The 17,418-nt window shown below is 49.2% G+C and carries 17 protein-coding genes; 5 read left to right on the top strand and 12 right to left on the bottom strand.

Going from position 1 to position 17,418, the window contains the following annotated elements; genetic code table 11:
* Window positions 1–13 precede the first annotated feature (13 nt).
* The 5 genes from rpsP to EH198_RS01300 all read right to left on the bottom strand — a co-directional run bounded on the left by rpsP (window position 14) and on the right by EH198_RS01300 (window position 4,862).
* The gene (gene rpsP, locus EH198_RS01320) at window positions 14–286 is read right to left on the bottom strand and encodes a 30S ribosomal protein S16 (RefSeq protein WP_038696793.1); all 273 of its coding nucleotides are present in this window, start codon (window positions 284–286) and stop codon (window positions 14–16) included.
* Window positions 287–692: 406 nt separating this feature from the next.
* Window positions 693–2,087, bottom strand: a complete 1,395-nt coding sequence (ffh, locus tag EH198_RS01315; protein WP_124693751.1) for a signal recognition particle protein — start codon at window positions 2,085–2,087, stop codon at window positions 693–695.
* Between the two features lie 21 nt (window positions 2,088–2,108).
* Complete coding sequence (locus EH198_RS01310) at window positions 2,109–2,465, bottom strand: putative DNA-binding protein (protein WP_124693750.1); 357 nt, start codon at window positions 2,463–2,465, stop codon at window positions 2,109–2,111.
* Window positions 2,466–2,612: 147 nt separating this feature from the next.
* Complete coding sequence (gene trhA, locus EH198_RS01305) at window positions 2,613–3,260, bottom strand: PAQR family membrane homeostasis protein TrhA (RefSeq protein ID WP_124693749.1); 648 nt, start codon at window positions 3,258–3,260, stop codon at window positions 2,613–2,615.
* 75 nt (window positions 3,261–3,335) lie between these two features.
* Entirely contained in the window at window positions 3,336–4,862 is a 1,527-nt protein-coding gene (locus tag EH198_RS01300) for a carboxypeptidase M32 (protein ID WP_124693748.1), read from the bottom strand.
* 148 nt (window positions 4,863–5,010) lie between these two features.
* Here EH198_RS01300 and EH198_RS01295 point away from each other — a divergent pair, with 148 nt between their 5' ends.
* Both EH198_RS01295 and EH198_RS01290 read left to right on the top strand, forming a co-directional pair.
* Window positions 5,011–5,385 (top strand): iron-sulfur cluster biosynthesis family protein, encoded by a 375-nt coding sequence (locus EH198_RS01295; protein ID WP_124693747.1) that lies wholly within the window; start codon window positions 5,011–5,013, stop codon window positions 5,383–5,385.
* A 23-nt stretch (window positions 5,386–5,408) separates the two neighbouring features.
* Window positions 5,409–5,975, top strand: a complete 567-nt coding sequence (locus tag EH198_RS01290) for a beta-class carbonic anhydrase (protein ID WP_124693746.1) — start codon at window positions 5,409–5,411, stop codon at window positions 5,973–5,975.
* Between the two features lie 59 nt (window positions 5,976–6,034).
* Here the strand turns inward: EH198_RS01290 and EH198_RS01285 are convergent, their stop codons facing one another.
* Window positions 6,035–6,655 carry an NUDIX hydrolase gene (locus EH198_RS01285; RefSeq protein ID WP_124693745.1) on the bottom strand — a complete coding sequence of 207 codons (621 nt, stop codon included), beginning with the start codon at window positions 6,653–6,655 and terminating at the stop codon, window positions 6,035–6,037.
* A gap of 361 nt (window positions 6,656–7,016) precedes the next feature.
* On the opposite strand from EH198_RS01285, the gene EH198_RS01280 reads away from it, so the two are divergent.
* Window positions 7,017–7,451, top strand: a complete 435-nt coding sequence (locus tag EH198_RS01280; RefSeq protein WP_124693744.1) for a hypothetical protein — start codon at window positions 7,017–7,019, stop codon at window positions 7,449–7,451.
* Window positions 7,451–7,738 carry a YxcD family protein gene (locus EH198_RS01275; RefSeq protein WP_124693743.1) on the top strand — a complete coding sequence of 96 codons (288 nt, stop codon included), beginning with the start codon at window positions 7,451–7,453 and terminating at the stop codon, window positions 7,736–7,738. Before EH198_RS01280 ends, EH198_RS01275 begins: the two co-directional genes overlap by 1 nt.
* Before the next feature lie 162 nt (window positions 7,739–7,900).
* Here the strand turns inward: EH198_RS01275 and EH198_RS01270 are convergent, their stop codons facing one another.
* The 6 genes from EH198_RS01270 to EH198_RS01245 all read right to left on the bottom strand — a co-directional run bounded on the left by EH198_RS01270 (window position 7,901) and on the right by EH198_RS01245 (window position 16,212).
* Window positions 7,901–8,224 (bottom strand): hypothetical protein, encoded by a 324-nt coding sequence (locus tag EH198_RS01270; protein ID WP_148091477.1) that lies wholly within the window; start codon window positions 8,222–8,224, stop codon window positions 7,901–7,903.
* Between the two features lie 166 nt (window positions 8,225–8,390).
* Window positions 8,391–10,499, bottom strand: a complete 2,109-nt coding sequence (locus tag EH198_RS01265) for a thioredoxin domain-containing protein (protein ID WP_124693741.1) — start codon at window positions 10,497–10,499, stop codon at window positions 8,391–8,393.
* A gap of 347 nt (window positions 10,500–10,846) precedes the next feature.
* On the bottom strand, window positions 10,847–13,051 hold the full coding sequence (locus EH198_RS01260) for a glycoside hydrolase family 3 C-terminal domain-containing protein (protein ID WP_246014058.1): 2,205 nt from the start codon (window positions 13,049–13,051) through the stop codon (window positions 10,847–10,849).
* A gap of 153 nt (window positions 13,052–13,204) precedes the next feature.
* Window positions 13,205–14,497 carry an ABC transporter substrate-binding protein gene (locus EH198_RS01255; RefSeq protein ID WP_124693739.1) on the bottom strand — a complete coding sequence of 431 codons (1,293 nt, stop codon included), beginning with the start codon at window positions 14,495–14,497 and terminating at the stop codon, window positions 13,205–13,207.
* 27 nt (window positions 14,498–14,524) lie between these two features.
* The gene (locus tag EH198_RS01250) at window positions 14,525–15,352 is read right to left on the bottom strand and encodes a carbohydrate ABC transporter permease (protein ID WP_036597075.1); all 828 of its coding nucleotides are present in this window, start codon (window positions 15,350–15,352) and stop codon (window positions 14,525–14,527) included.
* The gene (locus tag EH198_RS01245) at window positions 15,349–16,212 is read right to left on the bottom strand and encodes a carbohydrate ABC transporter permease (RefSeq protein ID WP_124694490.1); all 864 of its coding nucleotides are present in this window, start codon (window positions 16,210–16,212) and stop codon (window positions 15,349–15,351) included. Before EH198_RS01245 ends, EH198_RS01250 begins: the two co-directional genes overlap by 4 nt.
* Window positions 16,213–16,401: 189 nt before the next feature.
* On the opposite strand from EH198_RS01245, the gene EH198_RS01240 reads away from it, so the two are divergent.
* Complete coding sequence (locus tag EH198_RS01240) at window positions 16,402–17,274, top strand: AraC family transcriptional regulator (protein ID WP_036597073.1); 873 nt, start codon at window positions 16,402–16,404, stop codon at window positions 17,272–17,274.
* Window positions 17,275–17,418: the final 144 nt, after the last annotated feature.

Genomic DNA, 17,418 nt, shown 5'->3' with positions numbered 1-17,418 from the left:
TCGCAATCAGTCATTATTTCTGTAGCTTAGACTCATGGAACTTCTTCATCACACCTGCTTTGCTCAGCAAGTTGCGAACCGTGTCGGATGCTTGCGCACCGGTTTGAAGCCACTTGAGCGCTTTTTCCTCATCGATGTTCACTACTGCCGGTTGTGCAACCGGGTTATAGTAACCGATTTCCTCGATAAAACGACCGTCACGAGGGGACCGGGAATCGGAAACCACTACACGATAGAAAGGCGCTTTATGAGCACCCATACGTTTCAGACGAATACGTACTGCCACGAAATTCACCTCCTTATAAGAATATCCCCTCCCAAACCCTCCCCGATGGGGAGGGCCCCAAGGGCTGCCGCCCTCTGGACACCCGCTAATGGCAATTGGCGTTGGCGGATGGACTGGCGGGACCTTGGATGATTGGGGTAATGATCGCTTTCCGTCCCTGACGGGACACGCTTAACTGTCAATGTAACTAGTCACGGGTTGAACCCTGAAAACTAACTGCAAAAGACTTAACAGAACTGATTAACCTATGTTGTACAATGGTTAATCGCGGTAAAAGACTAAACATTTAAGGCCTGATCAACCTATGTTATACAATGGTTAATCTCGATAAAAGATTAAACATTAAAGGCTTGATTAACCTATGTTGTACAATGGTTAATCTCGGCAAAGGATAAAACCTTTAACATTAACGGAAAGGGAACTTCATGCCTTTGCCGCCGAGCGCCTTAAGCTGCTTCATGGCGTTCTTCTTGGAGGCTTTGCCTCCTCCGCCCATGCCGCCCATCATACCAGAGAACTGCTTCATCATCCGGCGCATCTCATCGAACTGCTTGATGAGCCGGTTCACTTCGGCGAGCGAGGTGCCGCTGCCGGCGGCGATCCGCTTGCGGCGGTTATGGTTGATGATCTCGGGTTGGCTCTTCTCCTGCTTCGTCATCGAATGCACGATGGCTTCGACGCGGCCCATCTGCTTGTCGTCGACCTTCAAATCCTTCATGCCCTTGGCTTTGTTCATGCCCGGGAGCATATCGAGGATCTGATCGATCGGGCCGAGCTTCTTGACCTGATCCATTTGTTCCAGGAAATCGTCGAACGTAAACTCCGCATTGCGCATCTTACGTTCCATTTCCTTCGCCTTGTCGGCGTCGATGTTAGCCTGTGCCTTCTCGATCAGCGACAGCATGTCACCCATGCCGAGAATACGGGACGCCATCCGCTCCGGATGGAACGGCTCCAGCGCGTCGATCTTCTCGCCAAGAGCTGCGAACTTGATCGGGCAGCCGGTTACGGCCTTGACGGACAGGGCGGCACCGCCGCGCGTATCGCCGTCAAGCTTCGTCAACACGACGCCGGATAGCTCAAGCTGCTTGTTGAAGCTGTCGGCCACGTTCACGGCGTCCTGGCCGGTCATGGCGTCGACCACAAGCAGTACTTCGTCCGGATTCACAGCCGAGTGAATCTGCTTCAGCTCTTCCATGAGGTCTTCATCGACATGCAGACGGCCGGCGGTATCGATAATGACATAATCGAGATTGTTGTCCTTGGCGTGCTGCAGACCTTGTTTGGCGATTTCTACCGGGCTTATCTTGTCGCCCAGCGAGAACACCGGCACTTTGATCTGCTCTCCGAGCACCTCAAGCTGCTTGATTGCCGCGGGGCGGTAGATGTCACCTGCCACGAGCAGCGGTCGGTGGTTTCCCTTTTGCAGCAGCTTGGCCAGCTTGCCGGAAGTGGTTGTCTTACCGGCGCCCTGAAGGCCCGCCATCATAATGACGGTCGGCGGCTTGTTCGCCTTGGCCAGCTTGGCCTGGCTTCCGCCCATCAGCTCCGTCAATTCCTTGTTCACGATGTCGATGATGACCATGCCCGGCGTGAAGCTGTCCATCACGTCCTTGCCGATCGATTTCTCCTTCACCTTGGCAACAAAGTCTTTGACAACCTTGAAGTTAACGTCCGCTTCGAGCAGCGCAAGTCGCACCTCGCGCATTGCCTCGTTTACGTCTTCTTCGGATACTTTGCCTTTGCCGCGCAGCTTGCTGAACACACTCTGCAGTCTTCCGGTTAATCCTTCAAATGCCATAGGCTGCCTTCTCCCTTCAAGCTACTCCAGCTTCTCCAAAGAATCCACAATATCCTCAAAACGCCGTTTGTACGGCTCAGGCAGCACTACGTCCTTCGGCAGGCTGCGCAGTTCTTCCAAATACCGGGTGCGGCTTTCATGCTTCGCCAATAACCCCAGCTTGTTCTCATAGTTCTCCAGCACCTGCTCGGCGCGCTTGATATGCTCATACACGGCCTGGCGGCTGATATCGAATTCGGCGGCGATTTCTCCCAGCGAGAAATCGTCGTGGAAATAATATTTCAGAAACGTCTGCTGCTTTTCGGTAAGCAGAGGTTCATAGAATGCGAACAATAAATTAATTCGGTTGGTTTTCTCTAGCCGATTACCCTGACTCATCAAGGGCACTCCCTTCGTCAAGGAAAAACACTTTACACCATTACAACGCTCCTTATAATACCTAAAACAAAGAAAGATGTCAAGCATTTTTGCTTGTCATCTTTTTCTCTGTATTTATCCGAAAAATATACACTGGAACGCTTGGCGTCAACGAATCGGCAGCAGGTACAGCAGCACCGCAAAGAAGTGCGTCACACTGCCCAGCAGCACGAACACATGCCAGACGGCATGGTGGTAAGGAAAGCCCCGCCAGACATAGAAAATGGTTCCCAGTGAGTACATAATGCCTCCCGCCATCAGCAGAGACATTCCGCCTTCCGCCACGACAGCGGTCATCGGAGCCCAGACGATAACGATCAGCCAGCCCATGGCGAGATAAAAGATCGTCGACATGAACAAAAACTTTTTCGTAAAGAAAGCTTTGAACAAAACGCCGAAAAATGCGATGCCCCAGATTATCCCAAACAGCGTCCAGCCCATCGTTCCCCGGACGGCGATCATCAGAAACGGCGTATACGTGCCGGCGATGAACAAGTAAATGGAAGAGTGGTCGAAGAACTCGAACAGATCCTTCATTTTACCTTCCTTAAGACTGTGCACCATCGTCGAATTCAGATAGAGCAATAGCATGGTGGTTCCGTATATGGAGAAACTGACAACATGCCAGGCCGTTCCTCTCATGCTGGCAAAAACAATGAGCAGGACAAGCGCGGCCACGCTGAGTAAGGCCCCAATACCGTGAGTTATCGCGTTAGCGACTTCTTCCTTCCGGCTGTAAGTATGAGTATTCGCCATATCACGTCTCCTTCCGTTAGTGGTTTTCTTCTATTATAACCCTTGCGCTGACGGCAATCCATCGTGCGAATCGATTTATGCCTGCTCCAAACGATAGATTTCCCGGTATTTCGCTTCCAGATAATCTGCCAGATAATCAGGATTCAGCGGTTCGCCGGTTACCCGTTCGATAATTTGCGACGGAGTCTGGCTCATGCCGTAACGGTAGATTTTATCCTTAAGCCATTCCTTAATCGGCAGCAGATTTCCCGAAGACACCAAAGAGTCGAGTTCCGGCAGCTCTTTGCGCAGCGTATGCAGAATTTGCGCCGCATACATGTTGCCCAGCGAATAAGAGGCGAAATAGCCGAAATCCCCGCCCGACCAGTGCACGTCCTGCAGTACACCCAGACTGTCGCTCGGCGGCGTAATGCCAAGGTATTCCTGGTACTTCGAGTTCCACACCTCCGGCAGCTCCTGAACGGTAAGACCTTCATTAAAAATAAGCTTCTCGATCTCATAGCGTATAATAATATGCAGGTTATAGGTCAGCTCGTCGGCTTCAATGCGAATCAGGGAATTCTCCACCCGGTTGATCGCCCGGTAGAAATCCTCCGGTTCCACACCTGTGAACGTCTCCGGAAAATGCTGCTGCAAATCTCCGTAATACCGGTTCCAGAACGCGCGGCTGCGGCCGATCATATTTTCCCATAGTCTGGATTGGGATTCGTGAATGCCCATCGAAGCGCCCTGCGCAAGCGGCGTACCGACAAGGTTCTTATCGATGTTCTGTTCATACAGTGCGTGGCCGCCTTCATGAAGAGAACTGAAAATGGAGCTGGTCACGTTATCCGGCAGGTAATTCGTCGTAATGCGGACATCTCCCGGATTCAGCCCCGTGGCAAAAGGATGCACGCTCTCGTCCAGCCGGCCGGCTTCAAAATCATAACCCATCTGCTTCAAAATAAAGAGTCCGAACTTCTCCTGCGACTCTTTATTAAATGTACCGTTCAAAATGTCCCCGTCCGGCTTGTTCGGCGAAGCCGCGATTAGCTCGGCCAGCGGCACTAGACGGCTGCGCAGACGGTCAAAGATCCCATCGAGCTTTTGGGCGGTCAGGTCAGGCTCGTACATGTCCAGCAGCGTATCGTAGCGCGTTTCTTTCACGCCCCAGTAGTCGATGAATTCCTGTTTAAAAGCAACGATCCGGCTGAGCAATGGCTCAAAAGTAGCAAAATCGTTGTTCTCCTTCGCGGTCTCCCACATTGTCTCCGATTGGGCGGCCAGCACGGCATATTCCTCGTATTTCTCGGGCGGAATGCTCTTGCTGCGCTCATACTCTTTCCGGCAGTCCTTGACGATTTTGCGCTGCACATCCGTTAACTGGCTATCAATCTCCGGTCGGCTGAAAAGCTCCGTGAACCGCCCCATTTCCGGCGACGTTTCCAGCTTGAACAGCTCACCGCTGAGCATGCCGATCGTCTTCGAGCGGATTTCCGTTCCCTTGCGCGGCGCGCCTGTCCGCAGATCCCAATGCAGCAGGCCGATCGCCTCGTGATATCCGCTGATTTTTGCCAGCAGGACACTGAAGGCGTTCCATTGATCCTGTATTTGTTGTTCCAATCATACACACCCGCTTTCTGGAAATTGCAAGCTACTCTTGATGATACTTTTTTAAGTGCGTATAATCAACTTCGGAGCGGAATGTCTGAGATTTGAAGATCTTGTCTCCGCTTACGTTCTGACACAGGAAAAAGGAGCGTGAATTGCAATGAAAATTCATCTGACGCCGCTTGCGGAAAAAAGACTGAAGAAACGGCTGGGCAGCCAGCCGGGAACATTCAAGCTCTTTTACGATACGGTTGACTGCGGATGCGACGGCATTAATGTGCTGCTGATTCTGGACAAGCCGGATACCGGGGACCTGCATGTCGAAGCCGGGGATCTGCCTGTAGTTGTCGGAAACCAGCATGAGATTTTTTATGAAGAACAATTAAAGCTGGACGCCGATGAGAACACTTCTTCCTTTAAATTGAGCAGTGATTCACAGCTGTATGGTCAAAATATTCTGGTACGCGATATGCGGGGGTTAGAAGGAGTCGAGCCGGTACAGGCTTCGGCTTGCGAAGTTCGGACCCGTTCCTAAATTACAGAGGAGGTTCTGCCGTCATGAGCCATATTTCCGATATCCTGGAGTTTAACGAAAAATTTGTGGAAAACAAAGAGTACGAAGCTTATCTGACCAGCCGTTTTCCGGATAAAAGAATGATTATTATCACCTGCATGGACACCCGTCTAGTGGAGCTTCTGCCGAAGGCGATGAATTTCAAAAACGGTGACGTCAAGGTTATTAAAAATGCCGGAGCCGTCATTTCCCAGCCCTTCGGAAGCGTCATGCGCAGCGTGATGGTTGCCCTGTACGAGTTGAACGCGGATGAGGTTATCGTCGTCGGTCATCACGGCTGCGGCATGGCGTCGCTGAACGCTGACCGTATGATCAATTCGATTAAAGAGCGCGGCATTTCGGAAGAAGTGCTGTCCACTTTGGAAAATTCGGGAATCAAGCTGACCAAATGGCTGCGCGGGTTTGACAGCATTCAAGAAGGGGTAATTCAAACTGTGGAGCTAATTAAGCGCCATCCATTACTTCCCACGGGTGTCCCCGTTCATGGCATGATTATGGATCCAGCTACCGGTGCACTGGAGCTTGTCTCGGATGGGTACACCAGCAATTGACATCTCTCTGAACTGCTGTTTGCGCGGGTACTGTACCCGCGCCCTTTTTTTGCCAACTTCTATAAACGCTTGAACAGCAGCCGGTAATATTCCTCGGAGTTGGGCGTGAAATCCTCCAGCCGCACCAGCCTTTGCTCCCGGCTCACACGCTGCGTTTCTTCATCCGCGACGATCCCCTCAATCCGCAGAGCGTCCGTCTCCCCGCCAACAAGCTGCCGGAACTTTGGAATTTCCACGAAAAACAAGCCGGAGATCTCCTCCCGCTGAAAGCGGTATTGCTCCAATTCTTGATCACTGGTATACAGAAAAACATGGCTGAACTCCCTGTCGATTAACCCGGGCGAAGGGTTGCTTTCTTCAGCGGCCATCCCGCAGTAAACCAGTTCTTCAAACGGGACAGCAAGCCCGAGCTCCTCCTGAAGTTCCCGAACCCCGTCCTCCACCGATTCCCCGGCCTGAAGATGCCCCGCGCAGGAAGTATCCAGCAGTCCCGGAAAGGTGTCCTTGTTCTTGTGGCGCAGCTGAAAAAGCAGGCTTCCGCCTTCGCCCTCCGAAGGATTAACGACCCAGCAGTGAAACGTTTGATGCCACAGGCCTTTGGCGTGCGCATTTTTCCGGCTGTCGGTCCCGATCCGAATCATTTTTTCATTAAAAATATCAAACATTTCCGGCAGCGGCATTTCATTCCCCTCCCAAGCAGAATGATCGATCTTCCTTTATTTGAATATTTTTAAGTATGGCAGTACAGGCTAACCGTTGTCCACTCTTTTACCGCAGGCACTCCGCCTAGCTTAAAAATAAAACATTTAAAAATGAAACCATCCTGGCAGGTCCGCGTATTACCGGGTAAACCCAGAACAAAAGCGGCGGGCTTCCGAGCTTATGCTATCAAAACTAAGCAAATGCTTCCGAAGCGAGTTTTGCGAAGTTGGACTGGGAAGCTTATGCTATCAAAACTAAGCAAATGCTTCCGAAGCGAGTTTTGCGAAGTTAGACTGGGAGCTTATGCTATCAAAACTTTTAGGAGGTCAAGTTTACTCAATGAAATTTCTAAAGAACGCAATGATGATCGTTATGGCCTTTACTCTCTTCTTCGCGGTGGCGGCTCCGGATTATGCGGATGCGCGGCGCGGCGGGGGCGGCTTCAAATCGGGCCAGCGGGGCTACACAACGACGCCGAATAAATCGCAGAGCAATGTAAATAAAAGCGACGGCACCAAAGGAACGACAGCCGGCACCACGGCGCCCACGACGAACCGCGGATTTTTCAGCGGAGGCAGCTTTATGAAAGGCATGATGCTCGGCGGTCTGGCTGGTCTTATGTTCGGCGGTCTGTTCGGTAACATGGGCTTCATCGGCAATTTGCTCGGCTTCGCGGTTAATATGCTGGCAATCTATCTCGTTGTCATGCTCGTCCTGTCCCTCTTCCGCCGTAGACGGCGCCGCAATTTTAATGAACGGGATGGCCGGTATTAATGTCCGTTACCGTTCTCAGCATGGATGAGATTATCAATGCCATCTGTCTTCACATGGCTGAGCGAAAGGGAATCAAAGTAACCGATGTCCAGGTGGAGCTCAGTTGGGAGGAAGAAACCGGCTTTACCGCCGAGGTGTGGACACAGGGCCGCAGCCAGTATCTGGTCGAGAGCAATATGATCGAGGCGATTCTGCGCTATCTTCAATCCGAGTACCAAATCCGCGCCTACCGCGAGGATGTAAGACTGGAGCTGGACGAAGAAATTACGGCGGTCGTCAATGGATGACATTTGATGGAGTGTTGTTCAACATGAGCAAATAGAATAAGCTTAATACAAAGAGCGTTCATCTGCCAAAATGGCTAATGAACGCTCTTTTTTAAGTATTCAACCTCTAATTGACGCATTAGAACGGTAGCCTTGCTGCGAGGCGAAGACCGTCTCTCGCTCTTAAATCAGCGAAAGTGCCAGCAAATTGTACAGCACCAGCGGCAAAATCACATTGCCCGGATAGACCGGATAATAAGGCGGGTAGTACGGTTGATACGGCGGGTAGTACGGTTGATAGTAGCTGCGCATGTAATCAGTAGACGTTGTTGTAACCGTCAAATAAAGATGCCCTTCATCGAAACCCGAGATGCAGCCCTCGTGGGATACACCGTCGATGGTCGTTACCTTGACTTTCTGATTCATGTAGGGCTTCAGCGCGCCGTGCATCGATTCGCGCACTTTTTTTACATGATGGAGCGAAGTGGGGTCTGCTTGATAAATCATGGTTTGGGGGCCGGAGTATGTGGACATAAGCTCATACCTTTCGTCGATGGATTTTACAATAAGGTATGCGTTCGCCCATACGCTGGTGCATCTGTCCCGTTCTCGCAGCCCGCAAACCGCTTCCCGCCGGGATTCCGGTCATGTCCTTACTTGCCGATCACTCCCGTTATTTCGTCTCCTGCTCTTTCTTCGCCAAAAGCTCCCGCACTGCCTCAAGGCTTGTGATCGGCTCTTGGCAGGCAAAATCTTGGCAGACATAAGCGGTGGCGTCACCGCCGATTGCCGGTTTGTCCTTCAGATGCGGCAGCAGAGCCGAGAGCTTATCGGCCGGATCTTCCCAGTGAATGAGCAGTGAAGCGTCAGGCATATAAGCCTGCTGTACAAGCGAGATCATGCTGTGCAGCGTGGGGTCATCTTTTTTACCTGACAGCACCCATTCCTTGCCGCCGCTCGTGATGACAAGCAGAGCTTGCAGGAACATCCCGTAGCTTGCGGGATATTTCGTCGCGGCCTTGCCCAGCACCGCCGCCGTCCGCTCGGCTACGCCTTTCAGTTTGACGTCCTGGGTAATCGCCGCCAGCTTCCACAGCGTCTTCACCGCTACGGAGTTGCCGGACGGCATGGCTCCGTCATACAGCTCCTTCGAGCGGATTGGAAGCTGTTCCGCATCCTTGCCCGTAAAGAAAAATCCGCCCTCTTCTTCGTCCGTGAACAGTTCGAGCAGCCCGTCTGTAAGCACAAGCGCGCGCTCCAGATAAACCGCCGTTCCGGTGGCTTCATACAGCTCGGTCAGTCCCCAAATCAGAAAAGCATAATCGTCCACATATCCAGGATAAGCGGCCTCGCCGTCACGGTATCTTGCCAGCAGCCGGCCATCCTCACGGCGCAGCCGGCTCCAGATGAAATCCGCAGCCGCTCCGGCGGCCTTGGCGTATTCCGGCTTTTGGAGCGCTTTGGCTCCCTTCGCCAGCGCCGCGATCATCAGGCCGTTCCACGAGGTCAGCACCTTGTCATCCTTGGACGGATGCACACGCTGCTCCCTGTAAGCGAACAGCTTCTCCCGCCACTCCTCGATCCGGGTGCGCAAGGCCAAAGGATTCATGTCCAGCTTATCCGCAAGCTCTTCCGGAAGGCCTGCAAGCAGATTCGGGATGCTGTATCCCCGCGAAATGCCCTCTTCCGTTATCCCGTACACATGGCAGTACGAATGCATATCCTGGACGCCTAGCGCTTCCTCGATTTCTTCCCTGCTAAAAATATAAAATGCGCCTTCCTCGCCGTCCGAATCGGCATCCTCCGCCGAATAGAACGCCCCTTCGGGTGAAGTCATCCCGCGCAAAACATAAGTGAAGAGGCTCTCCGCTACCTCTGAATACAGCGGCTTCCCGGTGATCTGATAAGCTTCCACATAAGAAGAGGCCAACAGCGCGTTGTCGAAGAGCATTTTTTCAAAATGAGGCACCAGCCATTGATCGTCGGTGGAGTAACGGGCAAAGCCGAACCCGATATGGTCGTAAATACCGCCCTTGTACATGGACTCAAGCGTCTTCTCGACCATGCGCAGCGCCTCCGGCTTGTCGTACGCCTGACTGTAAGCGAGCAGAAAAGACAGATTATGCGGTGTCGGAAACTTCGGAGCCTGCCCGAAACCGCCATAAGTCTCATCAAATATTGTGCTGTACAACCGAAAAGCATGATGCAGCAGTTCATCCGACAAGCCGGACTCTTCACCGCCACGATTTTTTAACGCCGTAGCCTTAATTTCGGTTAACAGATCATCGCCCAGTTGGGTAAGCTTGATGCTGTCCGTCTCCCATTTCATCCGGATCTGATCCATGACCTCCATCAGTCCGAGCTGCCCCATCATCCGCCGCTTCGGAAAGTACGTTCCGGCATAGAACGGTTTCTTCTCCGGCGTCAGTACCACATTCAAAGGCCAACCGCCCCCTCCCGTCATCGCCTGACAGACCGACATATACAGGGAGTCGATATCCGGACGTTCCTCGCGGTCGACCTTGATCGCCACGAAGTGACCGTTCAGCAGCTCTGCAACTTCTTCATCCTGAAAAGATTCCTCTTCCATCACATGGCACCAATGACATGTAGAATATCCGATGGATACGAACACGGGCTTGTTCTCCGCTTTGGCCTTCTCGAAAGCTTCCTCACCCCAAGGCATCCAATCCACCGGATTGTGCGCGTGCTGAAGCAGATAAGGACTCTTCTCATTGATGAGCCGATTGGTGTATTTTGGCGATGCGGTTTCTTCGTTCATGGGAACAGCCCCCTTTGGTTTTTTGTAATCATTATAATATACCCGCCGAACGTACCGCCGAAGGAAATGTGGAGATTTCCGCTCAATATGGATCCTTAAAGATAGCCGTGGATTGACGAAGCTCATTCAGCAGCGCTTTTTTTTGTACAGCAGTGAACTTTCGACGCCGGGGCGCCGTTCGTTTTCCAGGAAACTATCTTTTTGAGAGGTTTTGAAAGCAAGCTGCCTTGGTCTACCACATGAGCAATAGAGATTTCACTGTGATTCTCCGCTGCTGCGGACAACGCGAATAACAGGACTCACGAAAGAGCCCTGCTGTCTGGTATGCATCAAGCGAATTAGGATTTCTACTGTGCCTTCTCTAAAGCATCATTTATTCTGGTAACTACTTCCTCCATTTTCTCATAAGTAATCGTTCCCCCCGAATTCATATCCAAAAAACTCTGAATGCCCCAGAACGACCATTTTAGCAATTCATCCAGATTTTCATTTGCCTGCTCTTGATTAATCAAGCCGTTTTCTATCAAAAACTGATAAAAGATTTGTTTGGCCGTCGCATTCTCTAGCAGTTCTGCAAATCCGCTGTCCGTCCTGATCTTTGAGACATATTTCCGGGAATTTTCCACCTGAACCGCCTTCGTAAGGCGGATGTCTCGGCTTGAGGCGCCGATCCGGACGATGAATTCCGCAGTGTCTGCAACCCATTTGCCGAACTCCGGGTTATAGTAAGAGAAGTCACGTTCTTCTAACACAAATTCAACTGTTTTCGTTTCTCCGGAATGGAGCGCCACTTTCGCGAAGCCCTTTAACTCTTGAACCGGACGAGGGAGCTTTGATTTCGGCTGCGAAAGATACAATTGTATAATTTCTTTCCCGTAGACATCACCAGTATTTGTAATATCTACAGTTACTTTTAAAGTTTCGGGCAGCTTAACCGTTGATGACGATACGGTAAGATTGCTATACGTGAATTGCGTATATGAAAGGCCGTGCCCAAACGGAAACCGCGGAGCGATTTCTTTTTTGTCGTAATAGCGGTAACCTACATAGATTCCTTCACTGTAGTACAGATCCTTTTCATTGCCGGGGAAGCTAAGATACGCAGGGGTATTGTTTAATTTCTCCGGAATGGTGGCAGACAGTTTGCCGGAAGGATTCACCAAGCCGAAGAGGATATTGGCAAGAGCCGCTCCCATGCCTTCCCCGCCAAACCAGGTCTCCAGCACAACGCTAGCCATATCGGTCCAGGGCATCGAAACCGACTCTCCGTTAGCCAGAATCAGAATCGAGTTTCGATTTACGGCACAGACCGTTTCAATCAGTTGTTCATGACCCGATTCGATATTCATATCCTTCCGGTTGTAATCATCACTTTCTTCGGGCATAAAGGCTCCGGCGAAAATCAAAACAACATCCGCATCGCGGGCCAGAAGCCCGGCCTCCTGCAACAAAGCCTGATTTGTAGAGCCGTCGCTGTTATATCCGGGAGCATAAGCAACCTCGATAGTACCTTGGCACAGGCTGCGTATGCTATCCAGCGGTATATCTACCAGCTGCGCATTCACGACGGCGCAACCTGTTCCTTGATATAACGGTTCAACCGCCAATTTGCCGACAACCGCAATTTTCTTGATTTTCTCAGAGGATAGTGGCAGTAATTTCCGCCCGTTTTTCAATAAAACAATGGATTCCTCTGCGGCCCGCTGTGCGATCCGGTGATGCTGAACAAAATCGAACTCGGCCTTTGGTTCCGCTTTTTCCGTCAGACTGAATACAAGCTTTAGAATATGCTTCACCCGGCGGTTAAGCCACTCTTCGGCGATGTCGCCTTTTTGAACGGCCTCTTCCAAAAATCTTGACGAGCTTAAAGAAAGCGGCATTTGCAAATCAAGCCCCGCCAAGGTGGCTTCCACCACATTTTTGACCGCCCCCCAGTCACTGATCACCGCTCCGGCGAATCCCCATTCCTCACGCAAAATCTGATTGAGCAGCAAGGGATCTTCGCTGGCTTGAACCCCGTTAATTTTGTTGTACGCACTCATGACGGTAGTGGGCTTGGCCTGATTAACGACCCGTTCAAAGGCTGCTAAATAGATCTCCCGCAGAGCTCTTTCCTCCACAATGGCATCCACCAGTGTTCGTTTGGTATCCGAATTATGGCAGGCAAAATGCTTGAGAGAAGTGCCGACCCCTTGACTCTGCACACCCATAACCATGGCTGCGGCCATGTCCCCTGTTAAATAGGGGTCTTCCGAATAGTATTCAAAGTTGCGTGCCGTTAAAGGATGCCGGCGAATGTTCATTCCGGGGCCCAACAGTAGATGGATTCCCAGGCGACGGCACTCCTTGGCAATCGCTTGGCCGATCTCATAGATCAGCTCTTTATTCCATGAGCAGGCAACCGTTGATGCCGAGGGAAAGCAGGTAGCCTTATGGGTATTACTGATCGCCTCTTCACTGTCAAATCGGCTGCTAATGGACTCATAAAAGGATTGCGATCGGGTGATTTCGGAATCCTTCTGAAATCGGACGCCGCTTGAACCGTCACTCATAAGAATGGAAGGAATGCCCAGGTGTTTAAAGGCTTTGGTTTTCCATGAATTTTCACCGGTACATAACGCCACTTTTTCATGTAAGGTCATATCACTTATAAGCCTGTCCAAATCTTTATGCATAGTTAACCCCATTTCCAGTATTTTCGGTCTTTATTCAGCCAGCCGATCCCATTCGTTTTGTAATTCTTGCAGGAAACCGTCCTTATCCACTTGACCGGCTACAAATCTCTGTACAGCTTCCCCAAAAGCCTGCGCAACACCATCCGGGTAGTAGGAATTGTACGATCCATATACCTTTCCTTCCTTTAAGTAGCGGGAAAGGTCTGCTCCCAAATCACCAATCGTTTCATTATCTGCCGAAAAGGAAGAGAATCCCGGTATAATCTGCATGTCCTTGGTCATATGGGTTTGTCCTTCCGGCGTAGTGACAAGCCAGTTGAAGAAGTCCTTTACTTCTTTTTTTACATCAGAATTCTTATTGATGGCCCAATAACCACTAACGCCCGCATACAGTTTGTCATTCTCTTTCGGATTGTCGTTTACCGGGAGAGGCATTAATCCTGTTTCGAGGCTCGCATTTCCATTATCAATAGTCGGCTGGAGCCAGTTTCCTCCGAGCGTCATAGCTATCTCGCCATTCACCAATTGGGTAGTCTGATTATTAAAGTTGGTGCTCAGCCCATTCTTTCCGTTGGCAAAATCATATTGAATAAAATCCGCCACTTCCTTAAAGATTTCATTTCCAACAAATGTAGCGGTTCCGTCATATAACCCTTTAATAAAAGCCAGCGGATCCTTCTGACGGGCAATCCCCATATTAACCAGGAAATTACCAGCTTGATACCAATCCATATATGCCCCTACTAAGGGTTGTATTCCGGCTGATTTCAGCGATTCGACATCCTGTTTCAATTCGGTTAATGTTACGGGAACCTTGGAAATCCCCGCTTGCTGAAAGAGCTTTTTGTTATAGACATATCCATATCCTTCCACAGATACCGGCAGTCCGTATACTTTTCCATCATCTCCGGTAATGCCTTCCTTCGCCAGGGGAATCATATCTTTAGTCCAGGGCTGATCCGTCAAGTCCTCCAGTTGAGACTGCCAGAGTTTCAAATCCTGATTCCCAAGTACTGTAAAGACATCGGGCAGTTCTCCGGAAGCCAACTTGGTCTTGAGACCCGTGCTGAAATTGTCGCTGACAGACTCAATCGAAAATTGAATGTCCGGGTGAAGGGCAGTGTACGCTTCTGCTGTCTTTTTCAATGCCTTGTCAATCTCAATTTTGTTCTGATAAATATATATTGTCTTGGTTTTAGCGCTTTCCGAAGAACCCGTTTGCGAATTTTGTCCTTCGTTCGCTTGCCCACCGCATGCCGTCAATGCCAGCACCCCTGCCAACGACACGCACAGCATAGTAACTCTCCCTTTTGTTCTCTTCATTCTTTTTCCTCCTAAAATTTAATTAGCTCAACCTTTTACAGCGCCCGCCATTACGCCTCCGACAATTTTCTTTTGCAGAAGGATAAAGATAACAATTATAGGAAGCATGCTCATGGTTAGAGCAGGCAAAGCTATGTCCCAACGGCTGTTATACATGCCGAACAAGCGGTTAATCGCCAGTTGAACGGTACTGAGTTTCTGATTGTTCAGCAGAACCAGTGGAATCATAAAATCATTCCAAACCCAGAACATATCCATCACAAATACACTGAATACGACCGGTGAAAGTAGAGGAAACACAATTCTTACAAATACCTGAATCACACCGCAACCATCAATCCGGGCGGCCTCCTCCAATTCATAAGGAAGAGTCTTGACTCCACTGCGGATCATAAAAAAAGCGAAAGCGAGTCCAATCCCCCAATAGGCCAGCACTGCTCCCGGAATTGTATTGTTTAAATGCAAGAACTTCATGACCTGGACAAGAGGAATCATAATTGTCGCGAAGGGAATCAACATGGATAGCAGGATGGCACTGCTAAAGATTCGGGAATAGACCGTCGGATGCCGCTCCGCCCAGTAAGCCGTCATCGTTGCCAGAATAATGACACCACATACAGCGGAAAAGGACACTATGGCTGTGTTCTTCATAATGTTAGGGATATTCACTTCTTCCCAAGCCTTTACATAATTATCGAAGCTCCACTCGTCTGGAAACCGGAGCGGAAAGGCTATAATTTCGTTAAGCGGTTTAAAGGAGTTCATGACCATGATCCATAAAGGGGCCACAAAGATTAGCACCCCCGCGAGCACAACCATAAACGTGATCAACATGGAAACGGGATTCTTTTTCATAAGATTTGACTCTCCTTCCTTTTGCTCATGTACAATTGAACCGAGGTGATCGCTAAAATAATGACAAAGAACACAAGCGCCTCCGCAGTGGCTAATCCGTACTTATTGTTGGCAAAGGCATCGTTATAGATATTTAAGGCCATAGATGTAGTTGAGCCGTAGGGCCCTCCTTTTGTCAGAGAAACATTAGTCTCAAACATCTTGAGCGCGCTTGAAATCGTCCAGAACAGGGAGACTGTAATGTACGGAACACACAAGGGCAGTTTGATCCGGAGAAACGTATTTAGGGGTCTGGAACCGTCAACCTTCGCGGATTCAATCAGCTCCGAAGAAATTCCGCTCAAAGCGGCGATCATGATGACCATCACATAACCCGCATTTTGCCAAACATTGACGATGACTAACGCGGCGAATGCCGTCTTCTCTGTTCCGAGCCATTGCTGGGTAAAGAAGCCCAAATTCAGCTTGTCACCGATCGCCGGAAAACCGGCAATAAAAATAAACTGCCAAATAAAACCAAGAATTAATCCTCCCATCGTTTGCGGCAAATAAAAGGCGGCCCGGAATGGGTTCCGAAAAGGCAGCCTGGCTGTCAATGCTACAGCCAAAAGTATGCCGAGCAGATTTATGAGCAGTACACTGACCGCAGTAATACGGAGAGTGAACCAGAAAGCATCCAAAAACTTCGCTTTCCCCGAGAATATATTGTTGAAATTGTTGAGTCCCACAAACTTAATTTCATTGGAAATTCCATTCCAATTGGAGAACGAGTAAATAATACTTATAGCAAATGGAATAACAACGACGGCAAGAAAAACTAACGTGGAAGGTCCCAGAAACAGAAGATTACCCCATAACATGTTATATTTCTTTTTTCTCTTCAAATTCTTGTCCCCCAATTTTCGAATTCCTTATTTGTAATGTCGGCATTTATAACATGCTCTTTACTTGTTACTTTAAATTATATAAAATTAAAAATAAATTTCTTCGCTTTTTTTGACTGATTTATAGCGAAAAGTTGATATTTGTATCAAGGGGATGATCAATTTATGAATTATAGCCACGAAAGTATTATGGTTCCCGAAGGATTTTTGGCATGGATATACTTGCATTCGGAAAACCAAGTCACCTTGGTGGAAGATCATTGGCATCGCAGCCTAGAGTTAACTTTGATGCTTGAAGGTGAGAGCTTATATAACATAAACGGAAATGAAATCCTTGTTCGCGAGAATGAATTGGTTTTGATTAACAGCGGAGAAATTCACAGTTGTCAAATTGATTGGTCCAAACCCTATGAGGCTTTGACGATTATTTTTCCTTTTGATCTGCTGAAACAATCCAATCCAAGCGTTGAAAAATTTTTCTTCACCTTGGACAATGATTCGCCCAGCTATACACAATTGGTCTCTATGTTTAGAGAAACCTACCACCTTTTCAAAAAACGAGCCTCCAATCCGCATTACCAACTAAAATTAAACAGTGTGTTTTATGATATTTTGTATCTTCTCATGACCAGCTTCATTACTGAAAAAAAACTGTCCTTGTCTGTAAAATCCCAAAAGTACTGGAATAGATGCCAAATGATTATCGAACATATAGACGAACATTATAAAGAGCAGCTTACCTTAACCTCATTGTCCAGAGATTTTGGGATATCCAAAGAGCATCTGGCAAGGACATTTAAAGAATATATGGGAACAACTTTTAAAAAACATCTCACCCGTATCCGTCTGTTTTACGCTTATCAGTTACTTATCTATACCGATTACTCCCTCCTGGAAATCGCCATGAAAGAAGGTTTTACCGACAGCCGCTCCTTTATCAATAGTTTCAAAGAAATATATGGGATCACGCCGCAAAAATACAGAAAAACACTGGCAAATCATCACATCATCCGGCATAAAAAATACGATTTGACTTAAGTTATCCGTGACTGCAAATCCGTTCTCTCACGTTCTGAAAAACAAATAGAAGCCCCCGCCACAAGCAGGAGCTTCAAGTTATTGAATTACATGACAATTTTTTATCTCAATGCCAGGATCACCTCTTCACTTGTCCGAATTCGT

The sequence above is a fragment of the Paenibacillus rhizophilus genome, assembly GCF_003854965.1.
GTDB classification, from domain to species: domain Bacteria; phylum Bacillota; class Bacilli; order Paenibacillales; family Paenibacillaceae; genus Paenibacillus_AQ; species Paenibacillus_AQ rhizophilus.
Note: the sequence above shows the minus strand (reverse complement) of the source record. Positions and strands in the feature narration are given on the sequence as shown.

Excerpts from the sequence above, each read along its gene's own strand:
- ffh (WP_124693751.1), bottom strand. The coding sequence starts at position 2,087 with ATGGCATTTGAAGGATTAACCGGAAGACTGCAGAGTGTGTTCAGCAAG.
- EH198_RS01310 (WP_124693750.1), bottom strand. The coding sequence starts at position 2,465 with ATGAGTCAGGGTAATCGGCTAGAGAAAACCAACCGAATTAATTTATTG.
- trhA (WP_124693749.1), bottom strand. The coding sequence starts at position 3,260 with ATGGCGAATACTCATACTTACAGCCGGAAGGAAGAAGTCGCTAACGCG.
- EH198_RS01295 (WP_124693747.1), top strand. The coding sequence starts at position 5,011 with ATGAAAATTCATCTGACGCCGCTTGCGGAAAAAAGACTGAAGAAACGG.
- EH198_RS01290 (WP_124693746.1), top strand. The coding sequence starts at position 5,409 with ATGAGCCATATTTCCGATATCCTGGAGTTTAACGAAAAATTTGTGGAA.
- EH198_RS01285 (WP_124693745.1), bottom strand. The coding sequence starts at position 6,655 with ATGCCGCTGCCGGAAATGTTTGATATTTTTAATGAAAAAATGATTCGG.
- EH198_RS01280 (WP_124693744.1), top strand. The coding sequence starts at position 7,017 with ATGAAATTTCTAAAGAACGCAATGATGATCGTTATGGCCTTTACTCTC.
- EH198_RS01275 (WP_124693743.1), top strand. The coding sequence starts at position 7,451 with ATGTCCGTTACCGTTCTCAGCATGGATGAGATTATCAATGCCATCTGT.
- EH198_RS01270 (WP_148091477.1), bottom strand. The coding sequence starts at position 8,224 with ATGATTTATCAAGCAGACCCCACTTCGCTCCATCATGTAAAAAAAGTG.
- EH198_RS01265 (WP_124693741.1), bottom strand. The coding sequence starts at position 10,499 with ATGAACGAAGAAACCGCATCGCCAAAATACACCAATCGGCTCATCAAT.
- EH198_RS01260 (WP_246014058.1), bottom strand. The coding sequence starts at position 13,051 with ATGAGTGACGGTTCAAGCGGCGTCCGATTTCAGAAGGATTCCGAAATC.
- EH198_RS01255 (WP_124693739.1), bottom strand. The coding sequence starts at position 14,497 with ATGAAGAGAACAAAAGGGAGAGTTACTATGCTGTGCGTGTCGTTGGCA.
- EH198_RS01250 (WP_036597075.1), bottom strand. The coding sequence starts at position 15,352 with ATGAAAAAGAATCCCGTTTCCATGTTGATCACGTTTATGGTTGTGCTC.
- EH198_RS01245 (WP_124694490.1), bottom strand. The coding sequence starts at position 16,212 with ATGTTATGGGGTAATCTTCTGTTTCTGGGACCTTCCACGTTAGTTTTT.
- EH198_RS01240 (WP_036597073.1), top strand. The coding sequence starts at position 16,402 with ATGAATTATAGCCACGAAAGTATTATGGTTCCCGAAGGATTTTTGGCA.